The sequence below is a fragment of the Telluria antibiotica genome (assembly GCF_011682055.1).
Taxonomy (GTDB): domain Bacteria; phylum Pseudomonadota; class Gammaproteobacteria; order Burkholderiales; family Burkholderiaceae_D; genus Telluria; species Telluria antibiotica.
Map to the genome: position 1 here is coordinate 270,589 of NZ_JAAQOM010000008.1, position 23,131 is coordinate 293,719.

A 23,131-nucleotide genomic window follows, 5' to 3' on the forward strand; every position below is an offset into this window, starting at 1 on the left:
GTTTCGCCTACCTTACCCGCCATGCAAACCGCCGGCTTGACTTACATCTGCTTGAAGAGGTGCAGGAAGCTGCGGCTGACTTCGAGTTTTTCCGGACGGCCCTTGATCAGGACGAGGTGACGGCCGCGGATGTCGCGCGTCACGCCTTCGATGGCGTTGACGTTGACGAGCGTGGCGCGGTGGATCTGCCAGAACAGCGACGGATCGAGTTCATCCGCGAGGTCGCGCACGGGCTTGCGGATCAGCGCTTCGAACTTCTCGGTCTGGACGCACGTGTATTTTTCGTCCGACCGGAAGAACAGGATTTCCTCGACGGGGATCATGCGCAGGTCCTGGCCGATGCTGGCCTGGATCCATTGCAGGTACTTCGGCTTCGGCGCAGCGATCTTCTCGGCGAGCTGCGACAGCATCGCCGTGACCGTGTCGCTGACGTTGACGGCCGCGGTGGCCGCCTGCGCCGGCGTCGCCAGGCGTTCCTTCAGGCGCTCGACGGTGATCTTCAGGCGCTCCGGCTCGGGCGGTTTCAGCACGTAGTCGATGGCGCCGCGCTCGAACGCTTCCACGGCGTACTGGTCGTACGCGGTGACGAACACGACCTGGGTCGCGTCGCCGATGTCGCGCGCCGCTTCCATGCCCGTCTTGCCCGGCATGCGGATGTCGAGGAACGTGAGGTCGGGCTTCAGTTCGTCGACCAGTTGCACGGCCTCGTCGCCATTCTTCGCCTCGCCGACAATCGTGAGGTCCGGCCACACCTGGGACAATCGGGTGCGCAGCAGGTCGCGCATCAGTCTTTCGTCATCGGCAATGATAGCGGTTGGCATGGTCGGGTCGGGGCAGTCAAGGAATGTCGATTATTCAACGAATTGTCGGGACAAGCAATACCCGGCATGCCTACTTTGGCGCGAGCTGCGGGGCGAGCTGATAAGGTACTTCGATGGTAGCGATGACACCGCAAGGGCTGTTGGCCGCGATGTGCAACTGGCCCGCGTCGCCGTGCAGCAGTTTCAGCCGTTCGCGGATGTTCGACAGGCCGAGCCCCGTCCCCTTGCTGGGCATGACGCCGAAGCCGACGCCGTCGTCCGCGACGGTCACCCGCAGCTTGCTGTCGACCACTTCCGCCGTGACGGCCAGGTGGCCGCCCTCCGGCTTGCATTCGAGGCCGTGCTTGATCGCGTTCTCGACCATCGACTGCAGCATCATCGGGGGAAACGCGGCGCTGCGCAGGCCTTCCGGCACGTGCAGATCGACGGTCAGCCGTTCTTCCATGCGCATCTTGAGCAGGTCGAGGTAGGACTTGACCATGTCGACCTCGCGCCCCAGGTTCGTGACGAGGTTGTTGTCGCGCATTTGCGGCAGCACGGCGCGCAGGTACTGGATCAAGGTGCGCTGCATCGCCGAGGCGCGCGGGGGATTCGTCTCGATCAAATGTTCGACGGAAGCGAGCGTGTTGAACAGGAAGTGCGGCTCGACTTGCGCCTGCATGGCCTGCATCTTCGCTTCGGACAGCTGGCGCTGCATCGACTCGCGTTCCGCGGCGGCCGTGGCCGATTGCATCTCGGCTTCGGCGCGCTTCTTGCCGCCCACGAGGGCCTTCGTGCCGAACAGCGCGAGGATCAACAGCCAGACGAAGCTCGTGAACCACGTCGACGCCTGCTTGTGGTAGCTGCGCGCCTTCGCTTCGGCCGCGTCGTCGACGGCCGCTTCGATGGCGTTGGACAATTCCTCGCCGATTTGCGGCGGCAGGTCGATGTGGACTTCCTCGCCGTTCGCGCCGCGGATCGTCTTCGTGACGGGATGGGCGCCTTTGCCGGCCGCCGGCGCGGGCGGGGCAGGCGGTGCCGGCGGCGCGACGGGGGCATCGTCGGCGTCGGCCGATTTTTCCGCTCCGGCGGCCGCCGCTTCGTCGGCCGCGGCCGCCGCGGCGTCGGCCTTCGCTCGTGCGGCGTCGACCTTGCCGGCCGCCGCGTTCGCCGCCGCCTCGGCCTTGGCGGCCTCGACCTCGGGATTGATCGTGATCGCGCCGTGGCGGCTGTTCTTGCCCGGATTGATGTGGATGCCGCTGTCGTCGATCGTGACGGTGGGCTCGGGCTTGCGCGGCTTGTGTTCCGTGCGCGCGATCTCTTCCTCGCCGCCGGAAAACAATTCGTCCTGCAAAATCTGGCCGGCGACGAGCATCAACGCGGCGAACAGGAAAAACTTCCACCACGACAAATGCGTCACCCACGTCGCGACGGCGTCGAAGCCGCGATGCAGCGACGACAGGGTGGTCGAAAAAGCTTGATGGGTAGAACGCCGTGTTTGCATGAAACTCGTCTTTATCAAAGATGCGGCGAGTGTAACCGCTGGCACAGTGGCCGGCCACTGTTGGAATGATGAAAGCTTAGTTTCCCCAGGCGCGCGCCGCCATCGTTTTGCGACAGCCTGCAGGATTCCCGCCCTGGAATGCACAGGTTGATGACGCCATAATGACATGTAGAAAAACTGTTAATCGGCAATATTGCGCGGTATGATGAATGCCGTCCTGGCTGCGCCAGCCCATCCTTCGCGATATGAAAGGGGTTTGCCGATGTCTGCCGTTCCCAAGCGTTACCGCCTCGTCACCCGCAGCGATTTCGACGGCCTCGTCTGCGCTGTCCTGCTGAAGCACCTGGACTTGATCGACGAGATCCTGTTCGTCCACCCGAAGGATATGCAGGATGGCAAGATCGCCATCACCGCGCGCGACATCACGACGAACCTGCCGTACGTCGCCGGCGCGCACCTCGCGTTCGACCATCACTCGTCGGAAACGATCCGCAATACCGGGCAGCGCGACAACCACGTCATCGACGCGAAGGCACCGTCCGCCGCGCGCGTCGTGTACGAGCACTACGGCGCGACCCGGTCTGGCGTGACCCGCTCGTTCCCGGCCGCGTGGCGCGACATGATGGACGCCGTCGACAAGGGTGACGCGGCCCGCTTTACGCGCGAGGAAGTGCTCGATCCGACCGGGTGGAACCTGCTGAATTTCCTGATGGATGCGCGCACAGGGCTGGGGCGCTTCCACGATTTCCGCATTTCGAACTACCAGCTCATGATGGACTTGATCGATTACTGCCGGAACCACTCCATCGACCAGATCATGGCGCTGCCCGACGTGCAGGAACGCACCCGGCTGTACTTCGAGCACAGCGAGTTGTGCAAGGCGCAGATCCGGCGCTGCGCGCAGAAGCACGGCAACCTCGTCGTCCTCGACCTGCGCGACGAACCCGTGATCTATGCGGGCAACCGCTTCATCATCTACGCGCTGTTCCCCGAGACGAACATCTCGATCCACGTGCTGTGGGGCCTCAAGAACCAGAACACGGTGTTCGCGACGGGCAAGTCGATCCTCAACCGCACGTCGAACACGAATATCGGCGCACTGATGCTGGAATACGGCGGGGGCGGGCATGAGAATGCGGGCACCTGCCAGGTGTCCAACGACATGGCGGAGGACGTGCTGGGCGCGCTCATCAAGCGCATCACGAGCGAGGGCTGAGTCACGCCGGTAATTGTTCTTCCAGCATACGCTGCGCCGCCTCCGCGGCCAGCGGCTCGCTGAACCACGCCCCCTGGAACTGGTCGCAACCGTTCGATGCGAGGAAGTCCAGCTGGGGCTGCGTCTCGACGGCCTCGGCCACCACGGCCATGTTCAGGTTGTGACCGATGTCGATCAGGCTCTTGGCCACGCCCTGGCCGCCGTCGTCCAGCGCCCGCACGGTCCCGGACGCCAGCTTGACCTGGCTCGCTGCCAGCTGCTGCAGGAAGCCGAGGTCGCACAGGCCGGCGCCGAAGTCGTCGACGGACAGGTCGACGCCCAGCGTGCGTAGCTGGCCGGCCAATTCCTGCCCGAGCGATGGATTGCGGATCAGGCCGTCGATGCGCAGGTCGAGCTGGAGGCTGCGCGGCGGCAGCCGGTAGCGCGTGAGGCGGTCGGCCAGGCAGGCGAGGAAGCCTGGCTGGGTGTATTCGCGGTGCGATACGTTGACGGTGACAGGCACGTTGCCGAAGCCCGCCGCGCGCAACTGGGCGGCGAACGCGCAAGCATGGTCGAGCACGCGCTGGCCGATCGGGACGATCACGCCGCTTTCCTCGGCCTCCGCGAGGAAGCGGGCCGGGACCAGCACGCCCTGTTCGGGATGACGCCAGCGCAACAGGGCCTCGAAGCCGGCGACGCGGTTGTCGCGGAACGTGACGCGGGGCTGGTACAGCAGGAACAATTCGTCCCGGTCGAGCGCGTCGCGCAGCGCCAGTTCGATGCGGTGCTTGGCTTCCGTCGTCGACTTCATGTCGGCCGAGAAGAAGTGCACGTCGTTGCGGCCGCTGCCCTTGCCGTGGTACATCGCGAGATCGGCCGCGCGCACGAGCTCCGCCGCCGTGGCGCCGTCGTGCGGATACAGCGACACGCCGACGCTGGCGCCGACGGGAATTTCGCGGCTGTTGAACGCGACGGGAATCGCGAAGCTCTCGCGCAGGCGCTCCACCATGCGCAACGTGAAGCGCAGCGACGGCTGGTTGGCCAGGACGAGCACGAATTCGTCGCCGGACATGCGCGCCACCGTGTCGCTGTCGCGCACGGATGCCTGCAGGCGGCGCGCGACGACCTTCAGCACGACGTCGCCCGCTTCGTGGCCGAAGGTGTCGTTGATGGTCTTGAAGTTGTCGAGGTCGATGAGCACGGTGGCCACGAGGGCCTTGTGGCGCTGCGCGAGGTGCAGCGCCTGCTCGAGCCGGTCCCACAGGAGATTGCGGTTGGCCAGGCCCGTCAGCGGGTCGTGGTTGACCTCGTGTTCCAGGTGCGCCGTGCGCAGCTTGGTGGCCGTGACGTCGGTGATGACGCCGATGTAGTGCGTGACGTTGCCGTGCTCGTCCTGCACGGGTGTGATGGCGAGGTCGTTCCAGAACAGTTCGCCGTTCTTGCGCAGGTTGCGCAGCACGACACTGCAGCCCATGCGCGCGGCGACCGCTTCCCGCAGCTGCGCCCGTTCGACGAGGTCCATGCCGGGTGCGGCCATGAAGCCCGGTTCCTTGCCGAGCACTTCTTCTTCCGCATAGCCCGTGATGCGCTCGAAGGCCGGATTCACGTATTCGATGACGCTGTGCTCGAGCTCCAGCCGGGCGATGACGATGCCGTTGCTTGCGGCGTGCAGCGCGCGCTCGCGCAGGCGCAGCCGCTGCTCGCTGTCGCGCCGGTCGCTGATGTCGACGCCCATGCCGAACAGGTACTCGCCGCCGTCGCAGCGCAGCCGCGTGCCGCACAACAGCATGGGGATCTCGCGCCCGCTGCGCGAGACGTAGTCCACTTCGAGCCGCGTTTCCTGGCCGCGCGAGAAGATGTCGTCCATCGCCGCGGCGACGGCCGGGCGCGCGTCCAGCTCAATCAGGTCGAGCGCGCGGGTGGCGCCCAGCTCGTCGGGCGTCAGTTCCGTGACCCGCTCCAGGTTGCGGTTCCACAGCACGAACCGCCCGTCGCGGTTGATCGCGTAGAACGTGCCGGGCAGCATGTCGACGATCGCCGCCAGCGGCGTGCGCGCCACGCGCTCGGCTTCCGTCCCGCCGCGGTCGCGCCCGGTGGCGACGGCGACGGCGCAGCCGTGTTGCGTGCCGTCGGCGTCGAGCAGGGGCGCGAGGGTCAGCGTGCCTTCGCGCACGCGCCCGCCCGCGCAATGGAGGTCGACGTGCAGCTCGGCCCCGTCGGGTCGGCAGGTGAGGGCACCCCAGCCGGCGCCCCAGACGTCGCGTCCGGCCGGCGTGAACAAGGTCGTGACGGGACGGCCAAGGATCTGTTCCGCCGACATGGCGAACAGGGCCGCGCAAGGCTCGTTCCAGGCCCGGACGGTGCCGGTCTCGTCCGTGAGAAAAATGCAGCGGCTCGGCGGTTCGGAATCGGACATGCTGCGCTCCTGCTTTCGCGGTCGACACGTATTGGACCGGCGAGCGTGGCTTCCGTTCCGCATGTCATACCGAAACGACAGCGCGAAACGAAAACGGCGCGCCGAAGCACGCCGTATGGAGACGAAGCCGTTGGCCCGTCAGGCCGCCGCCTCCTGGCGCGGCGGGAGTGCGACCTGGTTGTTCACGCTGAACTGGTAATCCTTGAACACATGTTCGGCGGACAGGATCTGGTAAGTCCCGTCGGACAGCTTGTGCGTCGTGTCCTTCAGGCGGTACGTCGTCGAGCCGCACGTCCAGCAATTGAAATTGCGCATGTGCGTGCACAGACACGTCTTGTCGAATACTTGAATGTTCTTCTGGCCCGGGTTCGCCTGCACCTCGCGGTTGTACGAGTTGATGTAGGCGCAGTTGCCCGTCGCGTCCAGCAGGTAGCCGTACGATTCGCAGCCGGGACGGATGCCGGAGCCGATCGCGGGCGTCTGCTTCAGCATCCGCATCGGATAGCCCGTCGGCGACACGCCGTTGACGATGATGTCCTCTTCGCTGGCGCGGAAGTATTCCTGCTTGACGGCATCCGGCAGGCCACATTCGTGCGTCACCGTGAAGCGGGTCGCCACCTGCACGCCGCCCGCGCCTTTTTCCAGGAAGCCCACGGCATCGCTGCCCGTGAAGATGCCGCCCGCGGCGATCAGCGGGATGTCGAGCTGCTCGGCCTTCAGGTACGCATGGATCTCGTCCATGATCGTGTGCAGGTCGTAGTCCTTCCAGTCTTCCATGCCGAAGCCCAGGTGGCCGCCGGCCAGCGGGCCTTCGACGATCACGTAGTCGGGGTTGCGGTTCAGGCGCGAAACCTTGCGCAGGAACAGTTGCAGCGCGCGCACGGACGACACGATGATGCCCAGCTTGGCCTCACGGAAGCGGGGATGGTCCTTGATGAGTTCGAACGAGCCCAGGTGCAGGCCGGCCGACATCGTGATGCCGTCGATGCCCGCGTCCAGCGCCGCCGACAGACGGGTGCGCAGCGTTTCCTTCGGCGCATTCATCGTCAGCTTTTCCATGCAGTTCACGAAGATCAGGCCATCGCCTTTCTTCGCCGCCATCGTCGCGCCCACGTGCAGGCGCGTCGCCTCGGCCAGCCGCTCGAGGTCGAACTGGACGACGGACTTGTCCATGTTGTTGATGTTGAACTTGTAGAGCTTGGTCTTTTCCTTGACGAAGCTGGTGTCGAACTTGCGGTCCGACACGTCCGGCACCATCGCGTCGGAAATGTGCCCGATGCCGCCCAGCCGGGCCGCTTCCAGTGCCAGTTCCGACGTGGAAATGTCCACACCCATTCCGCCGATCATGATGGGCACGTATTCCTTGTGACCCAAACGCAAGCGGAAATCATCAACACGTTTCATTGTTATCCTTAACTACCGGGGGCACGCCCCTGGACGATCTTGTTCTCTCTCTGTCGTGCGACCCCGCCGGTTGGCCGGCGTGTCTGCGCCCCCGCATTTTACCGCAGGCGGGGACGCACCGAGAGCACCATTTGCCGCACGGTCGTGCGGCAACGCGACAGTGGCCGCGGGCTCAGTCGCGGAAGTTGTTGAATTCCAGCGGCAGGTCCTTGACGTCCTTGCGCAGCAGCGCGATGGCTTCCTGCAGGGTGTCGCGGTCCTTGCCGGTCACGCGCACGGTTTCGCCCTGGATCGACGCCTGCACCTTCATCTTGCTTTCCTTGATGAGCTTGGTGATCTTCTTCGCGTCTTCCGTCTCGATGCCGTTGCGCACCTTGAGCACCTGCTTGACCTTGTCGCCGCCGATCTTCTCGATCTTGCCCTCGTCGAGGAAGCGCACGTCGACCTTACGCTTGGTCATCTTGTTCAACAGCACGTCACGCACCTGGCCGAGCTGGAAGTCGGAATCGCCGAAGACGGTGATCTCGCGTTCCTTCTGCTCGACCTTGGCCGAGCTGCCCTTGAAGTCGAAGCGGGTGCCGATTTCCTTGTTGGATTGCTCGACGGCGTTCTTGACTTCGACCATGTCTGCTTCGCAGACCACATCAAACGATGGCATTTTCTTTTTCCTTTGTCTTGCACGGTAGTGAATGCCGATATTGTAACGGAGGGCACGTCGAAAAACCTGCTGCGCGTTGCACTGCAGTCCTGCGATGCTCACTGTACGTCTCGTACAGTTGCGCTTCTCGAACTGCATTGCGGCCGCTCGCGACGGTTTTTCGAGATGCCCCCCAACAACGCGCCGCCCACTATAATGCGCCAAACACTACCCGTCCCAGCCATGCCCGCCGACCTGCCTCTTTCACACGACGTTCCCCTCGATACTTTCAACACGTTCCGCATTCCCGCGCGCGCGCGGCGCTACGTGCGCGTGACGGAACCGGGCCACCTGGCCGCCGTCGCGACCGACCCCGCGCTGGCGCCGCTGCCGCGGCTCGTGCTGGGCGGCGGCAGCAACCTCCTGATCGCGCACGACGACGTGGAAGCGCTCGTGCTGCACATGGCGCTGGCCGGCAAGGAGATCGTCGGCACGACGGACGACGCCGTCCTCGTGCGCGCACGCGCGGGCGAGAACTGGCATGCGTTCGTCGAATGGACCCTGGCGCAAGGCCTCGGCGGCCTGGAGAGCATGGCGCTGATCCCGGGCACGGTGGGCGCGTCGCCGATCCAGAACATCGGCGCGTACGGGGCCGAGGTGAAGGATCGTTTTCATTCGCTGACCGTATTCGATTTCGCCGACGGCACCACGCGCACGATGGATGCAGGCGCCTGCCGTTTCGGCTACCGCGACAGCGTGTTCAAGCACGCGGAGGGCGCTTCGCTCGTCGTGCTGGACGTGACGTTCGCGCTGCCGCGTGCGTGGACGCCGAACCTGCGCTACGCGGAACTGGCGCAGGCGCTCGCGGCGCAGGGCAGCGCCACGCCGACCCCGCGCCAGGTGGCGGACGCCGTGATCGCGATCCGCCGGCGCAAGCTGCCCGATCCCGCCGAGATCGGCAACGCGGGCAGCTTCTTCAAGAATCCCGTCGTGCCGCGCGAACAGTGCGTGCGCCTGCTGGAAACGTGGCCCGACCTCGTGCACCACGCCCAGCCGGACGGCAGCGAAAAGCTCGCGGCCGGCTGGCTGATCGACCGCTGCGGCTGGAAAGGAAGGCACCTCGGCCGCGCCGGTGTGTATCCGAAGCAGGCGCTCGTGCTGGTCAACAACGGCGGCGCGACCGGCGCCGAGATCCTGGCGCTGGCGCGCGCCATCCAGGACGACGTCGAGGCTCGCTTCGGCGTGCGGCTGGAGCCGGAACCCGTGCTGGTGTGACTCAGGTGTCCGGGCTGACGCGGTCGCGGCCGCCACGCTTGGCCGCGTACAGCGCGGCGTCGGCGCGGGCGACGAGCACGTCGCCGGGGGCGTCTCCGCCCGGCACCATGCAGGCCACGCCCAGCGACATCGTGACAATGCCGGACTGCGCCCCCGGATGCGGCAGCGCCAGCTGCGCGAGGCCGGCGCGGCACGCTTCGGCCACGCGCACGGCGCCCGCGAGGTCGGTGTCCGGCAACAGCAGCGCGAATTCCTCGCCGCCGTAGCGGGCCGCGAGGTCGGCCGGGCGCTTCAGCTGGCCCGTCAGCACGGCGGCTGTCTTCTTGAGGCACAGGTCGCCGGCCGGGTGGCCGAGACCGTCGTTGTACAGCTTGAAATGGTCGACGTCGCACAGCAGCAGCGCGAGCGGCGACCCGTTGCGCCGGCCCCGCTGCCATTCCGCCTGCAGCGCTTCGTCGAAGCGGCGGCGGTTGGCGATGCCCGTCAGCCCGTCCAGCGCGGCCAGCCGGCGCAATTCCTCGTTGGCCCGCGCCAGTTCGTCCTGGCTCGCGCGCAGCTCGCGCCAGGCGGCATCGCGCTGCAGGCGGCTGATGTAGGCGTCCGACTGATGGCGGATGCGCGCCACCAGTTCCAGTTCGTCCGGCAGCTTGACGAGGTAGTCGTGCGCGCCGATGGCGAACGCATGCGCCTTCAGCTTCGCTTCTTCCTTGGTCGACAAGACGATCACGGGCACGTCGCGCAAGACCTCGTCTTCCATGTAGGAACGGATCAGGCCGAAGCCGTCGCCGCCCTGCATGACGAGGTCCTGCAGGATCACCGTCGGCCGCAGGCGCAGGGCGGCCGCGCGCGCGGCACGCGGGTCGGTGACGTAGTGGAATTCGATGTCGGGATAGCCGGCCAGCATGCGGCGGACGGCTTCGACGATGATGAGCTGGTCGTCGACCAGCAGGACGCGCATCGTGTCGTCGGCGTCCCGTGCGACGGCGGGGATCTGGCTGGCTGCGGACATCGGATTGGAGCGTTGGCGGAAGGCATGGCGATGAAGGTCGTCATTCTACCGCAAGGCGTCCGCGATATTATCAATGGGTAAAATCTTCTCGGCCGCGCCCAGTTCCGCCGCCGCGCGCGGCATGCCGTACACGGCGCTGCTGGCCTCGTCCTGGGCGATCGTGGCGTGCCCCGCGCCGCGCATGGCGAGCAGCCCGGCCGCGCCGTCGCGGCCCATGCCCGTCAGGAGGATGCCGGTGGCGGCGCGTTCCCAGTGCCGGGCCACCGAGTGGAAGAATATGTCGATCGACGGCCGGTACACCTCGTCGCGGGGATGCGCATCGTAGACGAGCCGGTGGCGCGGGGTGAGGCGCAGGTGGTCGTCGCTGGCGGCCACCTGCACGATGCCGCCCTCGACCGCGTCGCCGCTGGCGATCGTCCGCACGGGCACGCCGGCCTGTTCGTTCAGCCAGCGCGCCAGCTGGACGGCGAACGCGGGGTCGATGTGCTGGACGACGACGGCCGCCGTGTCGGGCGGCGGCCGCCAGCGCGCGAACAGCCGCGCCAGCGCGTTGGGACCGCCGGTGGACGCGCCGATCGCGACGAGGCGCGCGACGCCGGACCCGTTGCCGGCCGGCGCACCCGGCGCGGCGGCGGGGGCGGCGGGTGTCGCCGCGATCAGCTTGGCGATCGTGCGGATCTTGTCGAGCAGCGCGGCCTCGCCACCCGGTTGCCCGAGCAGCACGGGCGTCGCCGTCACGTCGAGGGCGCCGGCGCCGAGCGCGCGGAACACCTGCCCGACGTTGTCCTGCGGCGCCGCGGTGACGACGAGGATTGCGCACGGCGCCTCGCGCATGATGCGGCGCGTGGCCTCGACGCCGTCCATCACGGGCATGGCGAGGTCCATCAGCACGAGGTCGGGCGGCAGGTCGCGGCACAGGCGCACGGCGTCGGCGCCCGTGCGCGCCGTCCACGCGACCTGGTGCTCGCTGCCGGCCAGCGCGCGCCGCAGCGCCTCGGAGGCGGTCGGACTGTCGTTGGCGATGCCGATTCTCATGGCGCGCCTTCCCCATGGGCCGCGCCGACCAGGTCGCGCACGGCGTCGAGCAGCGTGGCGTCGTGGAAGGCGCCCTTGGCGAGATAGTAGTCGGCACCCGCTTCCAGGCCGCGCGCGCGGTCTTCCGGACGGTCCTTGTACGACACGATCATCACCGGGAGCCGGTGCAGGCGCGGGTCGTGCCGGATGCGTTCCAGCAGGCCGATGCCGTCCAGCCGCGGCATGTCGATGTCCGTGATCACGAGGTCGTAGTCGGCCGCGCGCAACTGGTTCCAGCCGTCCTCGCCGTCGAGCGCCACGTCGACGCGGTAGCCGCGCCCCGCCAGCAGCTTGCGCTGCATCTCGCGCACGGTGAGCGAGTCGTCGACGACGAGCACGCGGCGCGCGCTCGCGGCCGCCGGCGCACCGGGCGCCAGGCGCAACGCGGCCCCCGTGCCGAGCAGGCGCGCGATGGACTGCAGCAGGTCGGGCACGTCCAGGATCAGCACCGGCGTGCCGTCGTCGAGCAGCGCCCCGGCGGCCACGTCGCGCAGCTTGCCGAACGTGGGCTCGAGCGGCTGCACCGTCAGGCTTTGTTCGCCGTGCACGGCGTCGACGGCAAGGCCGTAGCGCTCGCGTCCCGTGCCGATCGCGACGAGGGCCAGGTCGATGCCGGCGACGGCTTCGCCCAGGCCCAGCACCTGGCTGGCGGCGACGACGCCCAGTTCCTCGGCATTCTCGCCATCCGCGCCCGTCTTGACGTACTGCCGGCCCTGCAGCGTGAGCACGGCCGTCGCCGGCACCCGCAGCACCCGTTCCACGCGCGCGATCGGCAGCGCATACGCTTCGCCGGCCACGTCCACGACCAGGGCGCGCACGATCGATTGCGTGAGCGGCAGCGTGATCACGGTGCGGAAGCCTGCGCCCGGCGCCGACTCCGCGCGTACCGTGCCGTTCATCGCGCGCACCGTGTCGTGCACGACGTCCAGGCCGACGCCACGGCCGGACAATTCGGTGGCGCTGTCCTTCAGCGAAAAGCCGGGCAGGAACAGGAATTCCATCAGCTCCGCCTGCGACAGCGCGGGCGCGAACGCGGGCGCCGCTATCTGGCGCCGCACGGCGGCCGCGCGGATGCGCTCCGGATCGACGCCGCGCCCGTCGTCTTCCACGACGAGCGACAGCATGCCGCCGCGGTGGCGCGCTTCCAGCCTGATCGTGCCGTGCGGGGGCTTGCCGGCGGCCGTGCGCTCGGCAGGCATCTCGATGCCGTGGTCGACGGCGTTGCGCAGCAGCTGGTTCAGCGGCGCGTCCATGCGCGCCAGCACGGCGCGGTCGACGAGCGTGGCGTCCCCGTCGATTTCCACGCGCACGTCCTTGCCGAGGCCGCGTGCCAGGTCGCGCACCATTCGGGGCAGGCCGCGCACGCCGTCGGCGAAGCGGCACATCGACAGCGCCAGCACTTCGTCCGCGAGGCGCGCGGACACGGCCAGTGCCCGGCGCTCGTAGTGCTCGGCGCCCTCGATCGTCTGCAGCAGGGTGTCGCGCAGCGGGGTGGCCCGGTCCGCGACGCGCTGCACCAGTTCGGCAAGGTGCGGATCGCCCGTCGCGCGGATGGCGTCCTGCAGCCGCTCCAGCGCGTCGAACACGCCGTGCTGGTAGCGCTTGTAGCGTTGCAGCCCCGCGATCCATGGCCGCAGCTGGCCCGCTTGCAGGCGTGCCTGGCCGGCCAGGGTCAGCAGGTCGCCGCCGGAGTCGGGTGCCGCGGGGGCCGGTGCCGGCGCGGGCGCTGCCGGGGCAGGCGTCAGCGGTGCTGGTGCCGGTGCGGGTTCGGGCGCAGGGGCGGGTTCCGGTACAGGCTCGGGTTCCGGTGCGAGGGCAGGTTCCGCCGTGGGCGCCCCTTCGGGCGCCGCCGCGTCCTGTTCGAGCAGCGCCCGCAGCATCGTCAGCATCCGCGCCAGGCGGTTCGCGTGCGGCGTGCGCTTGCCTGGCTCGGACGTCAGCGCCAGTTCCTGCAGCAGGTCGACGGCGCCGAGCAGCACGTCGACCCCGTCCGCGTCCAGCCGCGCCCGGCCATCTTGCGCGGCGACGAGCACGTCCTCCATCGCGTGCGCGAGGCGCACCGCCGGGTCGAGCCCGACGATCACGGCCGCGCCCTTGACGGAATGGGCCGCCCGCATCATCGCCTCGAGCATCGCGGCGTCGGCCGCGCCCTGTTCGAGCTGCAGCAGGCCGTCCGTCAGCACGCGCATCTGTTCGCGCGTCTCCATGCGGAACAGGTCCAGCATCGAATAGCCGCTCAGGTCCTCGTCGTCCATGCTCATCGCAGCACGCCCTCCAGTTGCGCAGCCAGCCGTGCCGTGTCGAGCAGCGCCGCTTCCAGCGCGCCGTCGGCGATCATGCCCGCGATGAGGGGCGACGGCGCGCGTCCCACGTTGGCGGCGGGCGGCCGCAGGGCGTCGTGCGCGTGGCGCAGCACCCCGTGGACCTCGTCCACCGGAAGCGCGATGCGCTGGCCGCCGGGGGCCAGCACGAGCAGGCGCGCGAACGCGTGGCGGCCGGCTGGCGGCGGGGCCGCGTCCGTGTCGACGCCCATCAGGCGCGCAAGCGACACGGCGGGCAGCAGGCGGCCGCCCACGTTGACGATGCCCAGCAGTGCGCCGCCGTCGCGGTGCGGCAGGCGGTGCACGGGCGCCAGCGGCGCCACTTCGGCCGCGAGCGCCAGCGGCACGGCCAGCCATTCGGTGCCGACGCGGAACGCCATCGCGGCGGCATCCGTGCGCGCGGGCGGGGGCAGGGGACGGGCCAGCTCGCGGGCCCAGGCGTCGCGGTAGTCGGCTTCGACGGGCCGCTGCAGGTTGTGCTGCGCGGCGCCCGCGTACACGGGGCAGTTGCGGCAATGGACGTATTGCGCGAGCTCGGGGCAACTGCGGTCGCCGGCCACGCCGATGCGGCGCCAGCAGGCGTCGTCCTTCCATGGGCGCACGGGCAGATGCTTCATGCCGTCGTGCTCCCGCGCCGCGCGTGTACGCGCGCCGCGCGCCGCTTGAAGACGGCGCCGGCGTCCGCGTCGCCCCGCTGCTCGAGCAGCAGGGCCAGGGCGCACAAGGCTTCGTAGTGGTCCGGATCGAGGTATACGCAGCGCCGCCAGTTGCGGTCGGCCTCTTGCGGCCGGCCCGCGCATTCGGCCGTGAGCCCCAGCAGGAACCACGCCTCGGCATCGTCCCCGCGCAGCGCCAGCGCGGCGCGGCAGCTTTGCTCCGCCTCGGCCAGGCGGCCCGCGTTCGCGTGGCGCCGCGCGTCGGCCAGCAGGTCGCGCGGTGGCGGGGCGGCCGTCGGCTTCGCAACGGGTGGCGCTGCAGCAGGGCGCGGCGTGGCGGGCCGGGCGTGCACGGCCGCGGGCTCCGCAGCGGGTAAGATGCGCGCGCGGCGCCGGCCCTGCTTGCGCAGCACCGACGTGGCGCGCGGCGTCGCGGGGCCGAACCCGTGGCGGCACAGCGCGGGCGCCTCGGCATGGCCCGCGAGCAGCAGGCCGTCGTCGGCCAGCAGCGCGAACAGGCATGCGGCCGCGCGCGCCTGCCGGGCCGCGTCGAAATAGATCAGCAGGTTGCGGCAGAATACGAGGTCGTAGGGGCCCGCCTGGCGCGGGTCGAGGTCGAACAGGTTCGCTTGCCCGAACGCGACGTAGGCGCGCGGCTCGGCGCCGATCACGCAGCCGTCGCCGTCGTCCGTGAAGAAGCGTTCGCGCAGGCCGCGGTCGTCGCCGCGGAACGCGTTGCGCGTGTAGCGTCCGGCGCGGGCGCGCGCGATGGCGTCGTGCGACAGGTCGAACGCGTCGATGCGGCACGCGTCCGGCCCGATGCCGGCGCGCGCGAGCAGCATCGCCAGCGTGTACGGTTCCTCGCCGCCCGCGCAGGGCAGCGACAGCACGCGCACCATCCGTCCCGGCTGCGCCCGCACGAAGCGCAGCGCCGTGTCGAACTGTGCGGGGTCGCGCAGGAACCACGATTCCGGCACGACGACGAGGTCGACGAGCGCGTCGAATTCGGGCGTACCCGGATGCGGATCGTAATCGAGGCTGGCGCCGGTCGCGCGCATGCGCTCGCGCACCGCGCGCTCGACGGTGGCCACCGTCAGGTCCAGGCCCGTGGCGGCGCGCAGGCGGCACGTCAGGTTCATGCGGATTCTCCCGCGCCGAACAGCAGCGCTTCGACGTCCGGCGCGAGCATGCGGTCGGGGGCGACCAGTTGCAGCATGCCTTCCGTGCCGGCCGCGACCTGGCCGAGCCACGGCGCGCTGGCGACCCCCGCGTCGGCCAGCGGCCCGTCGATGGTGGCCACGCCGATCACGCGCTCGGCCTTCAGGCCCAGCCTGCGGCGCCGGCCGCCGGCGGGCACGTCGACGAGCAGGATGCGAGTGTCGTAGCGGACGGCGTCGGGCGGCGCGCCGGCCAGGCGTGACAGGTCGATCACGGGGACCGGTTCGCCGTGCAGGTCGAGCAGGCCGCGCACGAAATCGGGCGCGCCCGGCAGCGCCTTCAGGCTCGCCACGGGCAGCACGCGCAGCACGTCCGCGAGGGGAAGCGCGTAACGGTCGGCGCCGATGTGGAACACCATCACTTTCATCGCGGGCCCGTTTACTGGGTGACGGAGAACGTGGCGACGGACTGCTGCAGGTCCGTGGCGGCATACTGCAACTGGTGCACGGCCTCGCTCGTCGCCTTCAGCGAGTCGACCGTCTGCTGGCTCGCCTCGGACAGCTGCGTCATCGTCTCCGTGATCTGCTGCGCGCCGACGGCCTGCGACTGCATCCCCTGCAGCACGAGGTCGAAGCGGGGCGCCAGCTTGCTCACCTGCTCCGTCATGCCGGAGAGCTGCTCGCCCACGTGGCGCGCCTCGTCCACGCTGCGGCGGATGTCCTCGGTAAACTTGTCCATGCCCATGACGCTGGCCGACACGGCGGACTGCATCTCCTTCAGCATCTGCTCGATGTCCCATGTGGACACGGACGTCTGGTCGGCCAGGCGCCGGATCTCGCTGGCGACGACGGCGAACCCGCGGCCCGCCTCGCCGGCCTTCTCGGCCTCGATCGCGGCGTTCAGCGACAGGATGTTGGTCTGGTCCGCAACCTTGGTGATGGTCGTCAGCACGCCGTTGATGTTGCTGGCCTTTTCCGACAAGGTCGCCAGCTTCGCGCTGATCGCGTCGGTGGCCGCGACCATCTGCTGCATCGACTGGTCCATGCGCTTGAGGTTGCCCTGCGCCTCGGCCGTGGCGGACGTCGTGTAGTCGGCCACTTCCGTCGCTTCCTCCATCGTGCGCAGCAGCTGCGACGTGTTCGCGGAGATCTCGCGCGTCGTCGACAGGACCTCGACGCTCGTCTGCGCCTGCTCGATGCCCGTCGCTTCCTGTTCGCGCGCCGACGCGGCGATCTGCGTGGCCGACGTGGTGACCTGGATGCCGGCCCGCTGCACGTTGTTCAGCAGGCTGCGCAGGTTGCCGAACATGGTCGCCAGGCCTTCGCCCAGGCGGCCGATGGCGTCGCTCCCGCTGATCTCGATCGTGCCCGTGAGGTCGCCGCGCGCCGCCTTCGACACGACGTCGAGCAGGGTGTCGACCTTGGCACGCAACGCGCTCGTCGCCGCCTGTTCCTTGGCCTGGCTGTCCTCGATGGCCTGGGCCATGCGGTTGAATTCCAGCGCGACCTGGCCCAGTTCGTCGCGCCACAGGACGTCGGCGCGGGCGCCGTGCGTGCCGCCGGCGATCTGGCCGGCCGCCCGCATCAGGCTGTCCAGCGGACGCGAGATCGCGCGCACGAGCAGGGTGGAGATGAGCACCGCGAGCACGACGCAGACGACGCCGCCCGCCGTCAGCAGCATGGTCATCGTCTCGCGCAGCGTGTCGGTGTCCTTCTGGCGCTGGACGAGCAGGCGCGTCTCCTCGGCCTCGATGTCGTCCAGTACGTCGCGGATGGCGGCGACGGAACTCGTGCCCCCCAGGATCATGGCTTCGATCCGCGGCGACACGTTCACCGTGCCCGACGCGCCGGCGGTGCGGCGTATGTCGATTTGCGGCGTGACCGACTGGTCCATCCACGTGGAGAGCAGCGTATCGAGCCGGCGCAGCCGTTCCTGCTGCTGGGCATTGTCGACGGTCATGGCCTGGACGCGCTTCAGGTGGGTACGCGCCGTCGCGTAGTCGTTGCGTATCGGCGCGACGAGCGTCTCGTTGCCCGTCAATACATAGCCGCGCACGGACGACTGCACCTGCAGCACGGACGTGGCGACGCGGTCGACTTCCAGCAGCACGTCCAGCGTGTGGCGGTTCCACCGGTTGCCCTCGGACAGGTTGGCGAAATTGTTATACGCGAGGATCAGCAGGAACAGGATGATCGCGACGATGGCGCCGAAGCCCGCGACGAGTTTGTTCCTGATGCTCAGATTGTAAAACATGCGCTCTCCAGTGTGTCGGGGGAAACGTCGTGAATGTATCAGTTTATTGGCTTCACGGAAATTCCCGCACGGATGAAACGCGCGCCGGGGCCGGGTTGGTCAGGATAGCGCGGGCAGGCCGTGCCGTGCGCGCGCATGGCGGCACTTGTCGTCGCCGACCTGCACCTCGCGGCAGGGATCGGGGCGCTGCGCGTAGACGCGGCATGCGACGTGGCCGCCGGGGCCCGTCTCCAGGGCCGCGCAGCGGGGCGTATTCGAGTTCGTGCCCGCCATGCAGGCGATGTGCGCATTGACCCGCTCCGTGAGGGCGGGCGGCAGGCCGCGCGCGTCGCCGTCGGCCCAGTAGAAGGAGACGCGGTAGGTCATGCAGCAGGCGCCGCACGACAGGCAGGGATTGTCGCTGTGATCGCTCATGGTGTCCGCCAAAAGAGACGCGATGGTAGCGCGCCGACGGTCCGCTGAAAAGGCAGCGGCCATGAAAAAGCCGCCGGTCCTCGCGGAGCGGCGGCTCGTCGGCCAAGGCCCGTGTGGCTTACTGACCGCGTTTTGCGCGCGCCTTGGCGGCGATACGCATGCGCAAGGCGTTCAGCTTGATGAAGCCGCCGGCGTCGGCCTGGTTGTAGGCGCCGCCGTCTTCGTCGAACGTGGCGATGTTCATGTCGAACAGCGAATCCGTCTTCGAATCGCGCGACACGACGATCACGTTGCCCTTGTACAGCTTGACGCGCACCCAGCCGTTGACGCTCTTCTGCGTGTGGTCGATCAGCGTCTGCAGCGCGACGCGTTCCGGCGCCCACCAGTAGCCGTTATAAATCAAGGAAGCGTAGCGGGGCATCAAATCGTCCTTCAGGTGCGCCACTTCGCGGTCCAGCGTGATCGATTCGATGGCGCGGTGCGCGCGCAGCATGATCGTGCCGCCCGGGGTTTCGTAGCAGCCGCGCGACTTCATGCCGACGTAGCGGTTTTCCACGAGGTCCAGGCGGCCGATGCCGTGCTTGCCGCCCAAGCGGTTCAGTTCCGTGAGGACTTGCGCCGGGGTCATCTTCTTGCCGTTCAGGCCCACGATGTCGCCGTGTTCGTATTCGATGTCCAGGTACTCGGCCTCGTCCGGTGCCGCTTCCGGCGACACGGTCCAGCGCCACATCGATTCCTCGGCTTCCGCGCTCGGGTTTTCCAGGTGGCGACCTTCGAACGAGATGTGCAGCAGGTTGGCGTCCATCGAGTACGGCGCGCCGCCGTTCTTGTGCTTCATGTCGATCTCGATGCCGGCGTCTTCCGCGTACTTCAGCAGTTTTTCACGCGACAGCAGGTCCCACTCGCGCCACGGGGCAATGATCTTGACGTCCGGCTTCAGCGCGTATGCGCCCAGCTCGAAGCGGACCTGGTCGTTGCCCTTGCCGGTCGCGCCGTGCGACACGGCGTCGGCGCCCGTTTCGTTGGCGATCTCGATCAGGCGCTTGGCGATCAGCGGACGCGCGATCGACGTGCCCAGCAGGTATTCGCCTTCGTACACGGTGTTGGCGCGGAACATCGGGAACACGAAGTCGCGCACGAACTCTTCGCGCACGTCGTCGATGTAGATGTTGTCCGGCTTGATGCCGAACTTCAGCGCCTTGGCGCGCGCCGGCTCCAGCTCTTCACCCTGGCCCAGGTCGGCGGTGAAGGTGACGATTTCGCATTGGTAGTGATCCTGCAGCCATTTGAGGATGACGGAGGTGTCGAGGCCGCCCGAGTAGGCGAGGACTACTTTTTTAATGTCGCTCATGGAAGTTCCAGTGGTGTCAGATGTGGAGGGGGATGATGGTCAGCCGGCCCTCAGCGGGCCGACGATCAGGCTCATTGGTGGTGTGTTTACTTGTCTTCGATGCGGCCCAGCAGCAGGTATTCGATCAGCGCCTTCTGCACGTGCAGGCGGTTCTCGGCCTCGTCCCAGACGACGGATTGCGGACCGTCGATGACGCCGGCCGACACTTCCTCGCCGCGGTGCGCGGGCAGGCAGTGCATGAACAGCGCGTCGCTGCTCGCACGCGCCATCTTCGCCTCGTCGACGATGAAGCCGTCGAATGCCTTCAGGCGCTCGGCGTTTTCCTTTTCGTAGCCCATGCTCGTCCACACGTCCGTGTTCACGAGGTGCGCGCCGGCGCACGCGTCCGACGGGTTCTCGAACAGCGTGTAGTTCTTCGTCGTGACGAGCGCCGGGTCGAGGTCGTAGCCTTTCGGCGTCGACACGTTCAGGTGGAAGCCGAACACCTCGGCCGCCTGCAGCCACGAGTACAGCATGTTGTTGGCGTCGCCGATCCACGCCACTGTCTTGCCGACGATGGAGCCGCGGTGCTCGTAGTACGTGAAGATGTCGGCCAGCACCTGGCACGGGTGGTGTTCGTTCGTCAGGCCATTAATCACCGGCACGCGCGAGTGCGCGGCGAAGCGCTCGATGATGTCCTGGCCGAACGTGCGCACCATGATGATGTCGCACATGCGCGACATGACCTGGCCCGCGTCCTCGACGGGTTCGCCGCGTCCCAGCTGGCTGTCGCGCGTGTTCAGGTAGATCGCGGCGCCGCCCAGCTGGTGCATGCCCGCCTCGAACGACAGGCGCGTGCGCGTGGAGTTCTTTTCGAACACCATGACGAGCGTGCGGTCGACGAGCGGGTGGTAGATCTCGTAGTTCTTGAACTTGCGCTTGATGACGGTCGCACGCTCGATCAGGTACTCGAACTCGGCGCGGGTGAAGTCGGAGAACTGCAGGAAATGCTTGATGTTGGTGGGAGTCGTGCCAGCCATTTTTGTGTCTGAAATACGATAATCTCTTGGATTATAAGCGTTTTTGTTTATCTGCCGGGAAATTGGCGCGGAATTTGTCAGTACAACGTCTGCGCCGACTCGTGCAGCAGCTGGGCGTACAGGTCGTGGCGCAGCTTCGCGATCTTGCCGTCCGCGACGGCCTGCAGCACGGCGCACTGCGGTTCCGCGAGGTGGCGGCAGTTGTAGTACTTGCAACCGCCCAGGTAGGGCTTGAACTCGACGAACGCCCGTTCCAGCATGCCTTCCGTCAGGTGGTACAGCCCGAATTCCTGGAATCCCGGCGAATCGATCAGCGTACCACCTTCCGGCAGCTTGTACAGGCGCGTGAAAGTCGTCGTGTGCTTGCCCGTGTCCAGCGCTTCCGAGATTTCGCGCACCGCGATGTCGGCATCGGGTACCAGCAGGTTCACGAGCGACGACTTGCCCATGCCCGACTGGCCGATGAGAATCGACGACTGGCCCTGCAGCAGCGGCGTCAGGGTCGCGACGGTCTCTTCGGGGTGCGTCTTTGCGGAGACTTCGTGCAGCGGATAGCCGAGGTTCGTGTACAGGCTCGCGCGTTCGCGCGCGCGGGCGAGGTTGGGTTCGAGGTCGACCTTGTTCAGGATGAGGTGAGCGTCGACGCCCGCCGCCTCGCACGCGACGAGGGCGCGCGACACGAGGTCGTCCGCGAAGCTCGGTTCCGTCGCGATGACGATGAACAGCCGCGAGATGTTCGCCGCCAGCAGCTTGGATTTGTACTGGTCGGAGCGGTACAGCAACGTGGTGCGCTCGGCGATCTTTTCGATCACGGCCTGGTCGTTCGACGTGCGCTTCAGGTGCACGACGTCGCCCACCGCCACATTGGTCTTCTTGCCGCGCGTGACGCACTGGAGGAATTCGCCGTCGACGTCGGCCAGGTAATGCCGGCCGTGGGCGGCGACGATGGTGCCTGTCAAATCGTGTTTCGTCATGCGCCCGCCCGTCCCGCGTACAGTGCGTCGGCCTTGGCTGCGCAAATAAAATCGTTGTCGGACAGGCGGTTGCCGGCCGAATGCGTCGTCCACGACGCCGTGCAGCGGCGGTAGCCCACCGTCAGGTCGGGGTGGTGGTCTTCGCGGTGGATCATGAAGGCGAGGGCGTTCACGAATTCCATCGTCTCGTGGAAGTCGCGGAACACGAACTCGCGTTCGAGATGGTTGCCGTTCACGTGCCAGTCGGGCACGTCGGGCAGCAGCGACTGGATTGCGGCATCGTCCAGCGCAGGCGCGCCGTGCACGCTGTAGCGGTCGACGAGGCTCATGCGGCCCCCGCGAGGCGCAGCTGGCGGATGCGCACCGAGGCCGGCGGATGCGAATCGTAGAACGCGGAGTGCAGCGGGTCCGGCGTCAGGGTCGACGCATTGTCCTCGTACATCTTGACGAGGGCGGACACGAGGTCGCGCGCGTCGCTGTGGCTCGCGGCGAATGCGTCCGCCTCGAACTCGTGCTTGCGCGACGTGATCGACGTCAGGGGCGAGAAGGGGAACGTGAAGACCGGCAGCGCGAGCGAGAACAGCAGCAGGGCCATCGCATCGTTCGACTGGCCCAGCAGCGGCAGCACGCCGAGACCCATGTAGAACCACACTTGCGTCTTCAGCCAGCCGAGCAGCGCGAGGAACGCGAGCGACAATGCGAACAGCACGACGATGCGCTTGACGATGTGCTTCAGCTTGAAGTGTCCCAGCTCGTGCGCGAGCACGGCCTCGACTTCGGCCGGCGCGAGGCGCGACAGCAGGGTGTCGAAGAACACGATGCGTTTATTGGCGCCGAAGCCGGAGAAATAGGCGTTGCCGTGCGCGGAGCGCTTGCTGCCGTCCATCACGAACAAGCCCTTCGCGGCGAAGCCCACGCGCGCCATCAGGCCTTCGATGCGCGCCTTCAGCGTGTCGTCCGCGAGCGGCGTGAACTTGTTGAACAGCGGTGCGATGACGGTCGGGTACAGCACCATCATCAACAGCTGGAAGCCGCTCCACACGAGCCACGCGTACAACCACCACAGCGTGCCCGTCTTGTCCATCAAGGCGAGGACGACCCACAGCAGCGGCAGGCCGATGACGGCGCCGACGAGGGCGCCCTTGACGGCATCGGCGACCCACAGGCCGACCGTCATCTTGTTGAAGCCGAAGCGTTCTTCCAGCACGAACTGGCGGTAGTACGAGAACGGCAGGTCGAGCGCACCGGAGACGACGGCGAACGCGACGATCAACAGGATCTGGTGCGCCATACCGGGGCCCGTCGCGTGCAGCAGCGCCGTCGACAGCGCCTGCAGGCCGCCCAGCAGGGTGAAGCCGGTCAGCACGAGCGTGTTCCACAGCGCGGCCCACAGGCCGAAGCGGGTCTTGGCGACCGTGTAGTCGGCCGCTTTCTGGTGCGCGGACAGGGGGATTTTTTCGGCGAATTCGGCCGGCACGCTGTCGCGGTGCCGCAGCACGTGACGGATGTGCCGCCGGGCCAGCCAGTAACGCAGGCCGAGGGTCAGCAGCAGGAAAACGACGAACAAAACCGAAAACGCGGATGAAAGCATTCTATGCCTGTGAGAAAATCCTACATTTCGGGGTCAGAGCACGAATTTCGTACTTTTACTTTCGGGGTCAGAGCACGAAT

Annotated in this window: 20 protein-coding genes; 2 read left to right on the forward strand and 18 right to left on the reverse strand. The window is 67.8% G+C overall.

Annotation, left to right across the window (positions count from 1 at the left end; all coding sequences use genetic code 11):
• Nucleotides 1-41 precede the first annotated feature (41 nt).
• Both HAV22_RS15225 and HAV22_RS15230 read right to left on the reverse strand, forming a co-directional pair.
• A complete protein-coding gene (locus HAV22_RS15225) occupies nt 42-821 on the reverse strand; it encodes a LytR/AlgR family response regulator transcription factor (RefSeq protein WP_166859933.1) in 780 nt (259 codons plus the stop codon).
• Between the two features lie 70 nt (nt 822-891).
• A complete protein-coding gene (locus HAV22_RS15230; protein WP_166859935.1) occupies nt 892-2,304 on the reverse strand; it encodes a sensor histidine kinase in 1,413 nt (470 codons plus the stop codon).
• Nucleotides 2,305-2,566: 262 nt separating this feature from the next.
• Between HAV22_RS15230 and HAV22_RS15235 the strand changes: the two genes are divergently transcribed.
• Complete coding sequence (locus HAV22_RS15235; RefSeq protein WP_166859937.1) at nt 2,567-3,520, forward strand: exopolyphosphatase; 954 nt, start codon at nt 2,567-2,569, stop codon at nt 3,518-3,520.
• A 1-nt stretch (nt 3,521) separates the two neighbouring features.
• Here the strand turns inward: HAV22_RS15235 and HAV22_RS15240 are convergent, their stop codons facing one another.
• From HAV22_RS15240 to HAV22_RS15250, 3 genes are all read right to left on the reverse strand, one after another.
• The gene (locus HAV22_RS15240; RefSeq protein WP_166859939.1) at nt 3,522-5,915 is read right to left on the reverse strand and encodes a sensor domain-containing protein; all 2,394 of its coding nucleotides are present in this window, start codon (nt 5,913-5,915) and stop codon (nt 3,522-3,524) included.
• A gap of 138 nt (nt 5,916-6,053) precedes the next feature.
• On the reverse strand, nt 6,054-7,319 hold the full coding sequence (locus HAV22_RS15245) for a nitronate monooxygenase (protein ID WP_166859940.1): 1,266 nt from the start codon (nt 7,317-7,319) through the stop codon (nt 6,054-6,056).
• A 172-nt stretch (nt 7,320-7,491) separates the two neighbouring features.
• Nucleotides 7,492-7,977, reverse strand: coding sequence for a YajQ family cyclic di-GMP-binding protein (locus HAV22_RS15250; RefSeq protein WP_166859942.1), 486 nt, complete (start codon nt 7,975-7,977; stop codon nt 7,492-7,494).
• 222 nt (nt 7,978-8,199) lie between these two features.
• Here HAV22_RS15250 and murB point away from each other — a divergent pair, with 222 nt between their 5' ends.
• Complete coding sequence (gene murB / locus HAV22_RS15255; RefSeq protein ID WP_166859944.1) at nt 8,200-9,231, forward strand: UDP-N-acetylmuramate dehydrogenase; 1,032 nt, start codon at nt 8,200-8,202, stop codon at nt 9,229-9,231.
• A 1-nt stretch (nt 9,232) separates the two neighbouring features.
• Here the strand turns inward: murB and HAV22_RS15260 are convergent, their stop codons facing one another.
• The 13 genes from HAV22_RS15260 to HAV22_RS15320 form a co-directional block, all read right to left on the reverse strand.
• Nucleotides 9,233-10,240, reverse strand: coding sequence for a GGDEF domain-containing response regulator (locus HAV22_RS15260; RefSeq protein WP_208296204.1), 1,008 nt, complete (start codon nt 10,238-10,240; stop codon nt 9,233-9,235).
• 45 nt (nt 10,241-10,285) lie between these two features.
• Nucleotides 10,286-11,275 carry a chemotaxis-specific protein-glutamate methyltransferase CheB gene (gene cheB, locus HAV22_RS15265; protein WP_166859947.1) on the reverse strand — a complete coding sequence of 330 codons (990 nt, stop codon included), beginning with the start codon at nt 11,273-11,275 and terminating at the stop codon, nt 10,286-10,288.
• Complete coding sequence (locus HAV22_RS15270) at nt 11,272-13,575, reverse strand: hybrid sensor histidine kinase/response regulator (protein WP_166859949.1); 2,304 nt, start codon at nt 13,573-13,575, stop codon at nt 11,272-11,274. The genes cheB and HAV22_RS15270 overlap by 4 nt, the downstream gene beginning before the upstream one ends.
• Complete coding sequence (locus tag HAV22_RS15275; RefSeq protein WP_166859951.1) at nt 13,572-14,252, reverse strand: chemotaxis protein CheW; 681 nt, start codon at nt 14,250-14,252, stop codon at nt 13,572-13,574. Before HAV22_RS15275 ends, HAV22_RS15270 begins: the two co-directional genes overlap by 4 nt.
• A complete protein-coding gene (locus HAV22_RS15280; protein ID WP_166859953.1) occupies nt 14,249-15,430 on the reverse strand; it encodes a CheR family methyltransferase in 1,182 nt (393 codons plus the stop codon). The genes HAV22_RS15275 and HAV22_RS15280 overlap by 4 nt, the downstream gene beginning before the upstream one ends.
• Nucleotides 15,427-15,876 carry a chemotaxis protein CheW gene (locus HAV22_RS15285; protein ID WP_166859955.1) on the reverse strand — a complete coding sequence of 150 codons (450 nt, stop codon included), beginning with the start codon at nt 15,874-15,876 and terminating at the stop codon, nt 15,427-15,429. Before HAV22_RS15285 ends, HAV22_RS15280 begins: the two co-directional genes overlap by 4 nt.
• Nucleotides 15,877-15,887: 11 nt before the next feature.
• Entirely contained in the window at nt 15,888-17,702 is a 1,815-nt protein-coding gene (locus HAV22_RS15290) for a methyl-accepting chemotaxis protein (RefSeq protein ID WP_166859957.1), read from the reverse strand.
• Between the two features lie 99 nt (nt 17,703-17,801).
• Entirely contained in the window at nt 17,802-18,116 is a 315-nt protein-coding gene (locus HAV22_RS15295; RefSeq protein ID WP_166859959.1) for a YkgJ family cysteine cluster protein, read from the reverse strand.
• Between the two features lie 118 nt (nt 18,117-18,234).
• Nucleotides 18,235-19,467 carry an argininosuccinate synthase gene (locus HAV22_RS15300; protein WP_166859961.1) on the reverse strand — a complete coding sequence of 411 codons (1,233 nt, stop codon included), beginning with the start codon at nt 19,465-19,467 and terminating at the stop codon, nt 18,235-18,237.
• 86 nt (nt 19,468-19,553) lie between these two features.
• The gene (gene argF / locus HAV22_RS15305) at nt 19,554-20,486 is read right to left on the reverse strand and encodes an ornithine carbamoyltransferase (RefSeq protein WP_166859963.1); all 933 of its coding nucleotides are present in this window, start codon (nt 20,484-20,486) and stop codon (nt 19,554-19,556) included.
• A 77-nt stretch (nt 20,487-20,563) separates the two neighbouring features.
• A complete protein-coding gene (gene rsgA, locus HAV22_RS15310) occupies nt 20,564-21,460 on the reverse strand; it encodes a ribosome small subunit-dependent GTPase A (RefSeq protein ID WP_166859965.1) in 897 nt (298 codons plus the stop codon).
• Nucleotides 21,457-21,789, reverse strand: coding sequence for a 4a-hydroxytetrahydrobiopterin dehydratase (locus HAV22_RS15315; protein WP_166859967.1), 333 nt, complete (start codon nt 21,787-21,789; stop codon nt 21,457-21,459). The genes rsgA and HAV22_RS15315 overlap by 4 nt, the downstream gene beginning before the upstream one ends.
• Nucleotides 21,786-23,051 carry a M48 family metallopeptidase gene (locus HAV22_RS15320; protein WP_166859968.1) on the reverse strand — a complete coding sequence of 422 codons (1,266 nt, stop codon included), beginning with the start codon at nt 23,049-23,051 and terminating at the stop codon, nt 21,786-21,788. Before HAV22_RS15320 ends, HAV22_RS15315 begins: the two co-directional genes overlap by 4 nt.
• Nucleotides 23,052-23,131 lie beyond the last annotated feature (80 nt).

What these genes read in the sequence shown, in the direction of transcription:
- HAV22_RS15225 (WP_166859933.1), bottom strand. Translation starts at nt 821, where the DNA reads ATGCCAACCGCTATCATTGCCGATGACGAAAGACTGATGCGCGACCTG.
- HAV22_RS15230 (WP_166859935.1), bottom strand. Translation starts at nt 2,304, where the DNA reads ATGCAAACACGGCGTTCTACCCATCAAGCTTTTTCGACCACCCTGTCG.
- HAV22_RS15235 (WP_166859937.1), top strand. Translation starts at nt 2,567, where the DNA reads ATGTCTGCCGTTCCCAAGCGTTACCGCCTCGTCACCCGCAGCGATTTC.
- HAV22_RS15240 (WP_166859939.1), bottom strand. Translation starts at nt 5,915, where the DNA reads ATGTCCGATTCCGAACCGCCGAGCCGCTGCATTTTTCTCACGGACGAG.
- HAV22_RS15245 (WP_166859940.1), bottom strand. Translation starts at nt 7,319, where the DNA reads ATGAAACGTGTTGATGATTTCCGCTTGCGTTTGGGTCACAAGGAATAC.
- HAV22_RS15250 (WP_166859942.1), bottom strand. Translation starts at nt 7,977, where the DNA reads ATGCCATCGTTTGATGTGGTCTGCGAAGCAGACATGGTCGAAGTCAAG.
- murB (WP_166859944.1), top strand. Translation starts at nt 8,200, where the DNA reads ATGCCCGCCGACCTGCCTCTTTCACACGACGTTCCCCTCGATACTTTC.
- HAV22_RS15260 (WP_208296204.1), bottom strand. Translation starts at nt 10,240, where the DNA reads ATGTCCGCAGCCAGCCAGATCCCCGCCGTCGCACGGGACGCCGACGAC.
- cheB (WP_166859947.1), bottom strand. Translation starts at nt 11,275, where the DNA reads ATGAGAATCGGCATCGCCAACGACAGTCCGACCGCCTCCGAGGCGCTG.
- HAV22_RS15270 (WP_166859949.1), bottom strand. Translation starts at nt 13,575, where the DNA reads ATGAGCATGGACGACGAGGACCTGAGCGGCTATTCGATGCTGGACCTG.
- HAV22_RS15275 (WP_166859951.1), bottom strand. Translation starts at nt 14,252, where the DNA reads ATGAAGCATCTGCCCGTGCGCCCATGGAAGGACGACGCCTGCTGGCGC.
- HAV22_RS15280 (WP_166859953.1), bottom strand. Translation starts at nt 15,430, where the DNA reads ATGAACCTGACGTGCCGCCTGCGCGCCGCCACGGGCCTGGACCTGACG.
- HAV22_RS15285 (WP_166859955.1), bottom strand. Translation starts at nt 15,876, where the DNA reads ATGAAAGTGATGGTGTTCCACATCGGCGCCGACCGTTACGCGCTTCCC.
- HAV22_RS15290 (WP_166859957.1), bottom strand. Translation starts at nt 17,702, where the DNA reads ATGTTTTACAATCTGAGCATCAGGAACAAACTCGTCGCGGGCTTCGGC.
- HAV22_RS15295 (WP_166859959.1), bottom strand. Translation starts at nt 18,116, where the DNA reads ATGAGCGATCACAGCGACAATCCCTGCCTGTCGTGCGGCGCCTGCTGC.
- HAV22_RS15300 (WP_166859961.1), bottom strand. Translation starts at nt 19,467, where the DNA reads ATGAGCGACATTAAAAAAGTAGTCCTCGCCTACTCGGGCGGCCTCGAC.
- argF (WP_166859963.1), bottom strand. Translation starts at nt 20,486, where the DNA reads ATGGCTGGCACGACTCCCACCAACATCAAGCATTTCCTGCAGTTCTCC.
- rsgA (WP_166859965.1), bottom strand. Translation starts at nt 21,460, where the DNA reads ATGACGAAACACGATTTGACAGGCACCATCGTCGCCGCCCACGGCCGG.
- HAV22_RS15315 (WP_166859967.1), bottom strand. Translation starts at nt 21,789, where the DNA reads ATGAGCCTCGTCGACCGCTACAGCGTGCACGGCGCGCCTGCGCTGGAC.
- HAV22_RS15320 (WP_166859968.1), bottom strand. Translation starts at nt 23,051, where the DNA reads ATGCTTTCATCCGCGTTTTCGGTTTTGTTCGTCGTTTTCCTGCTGCTG.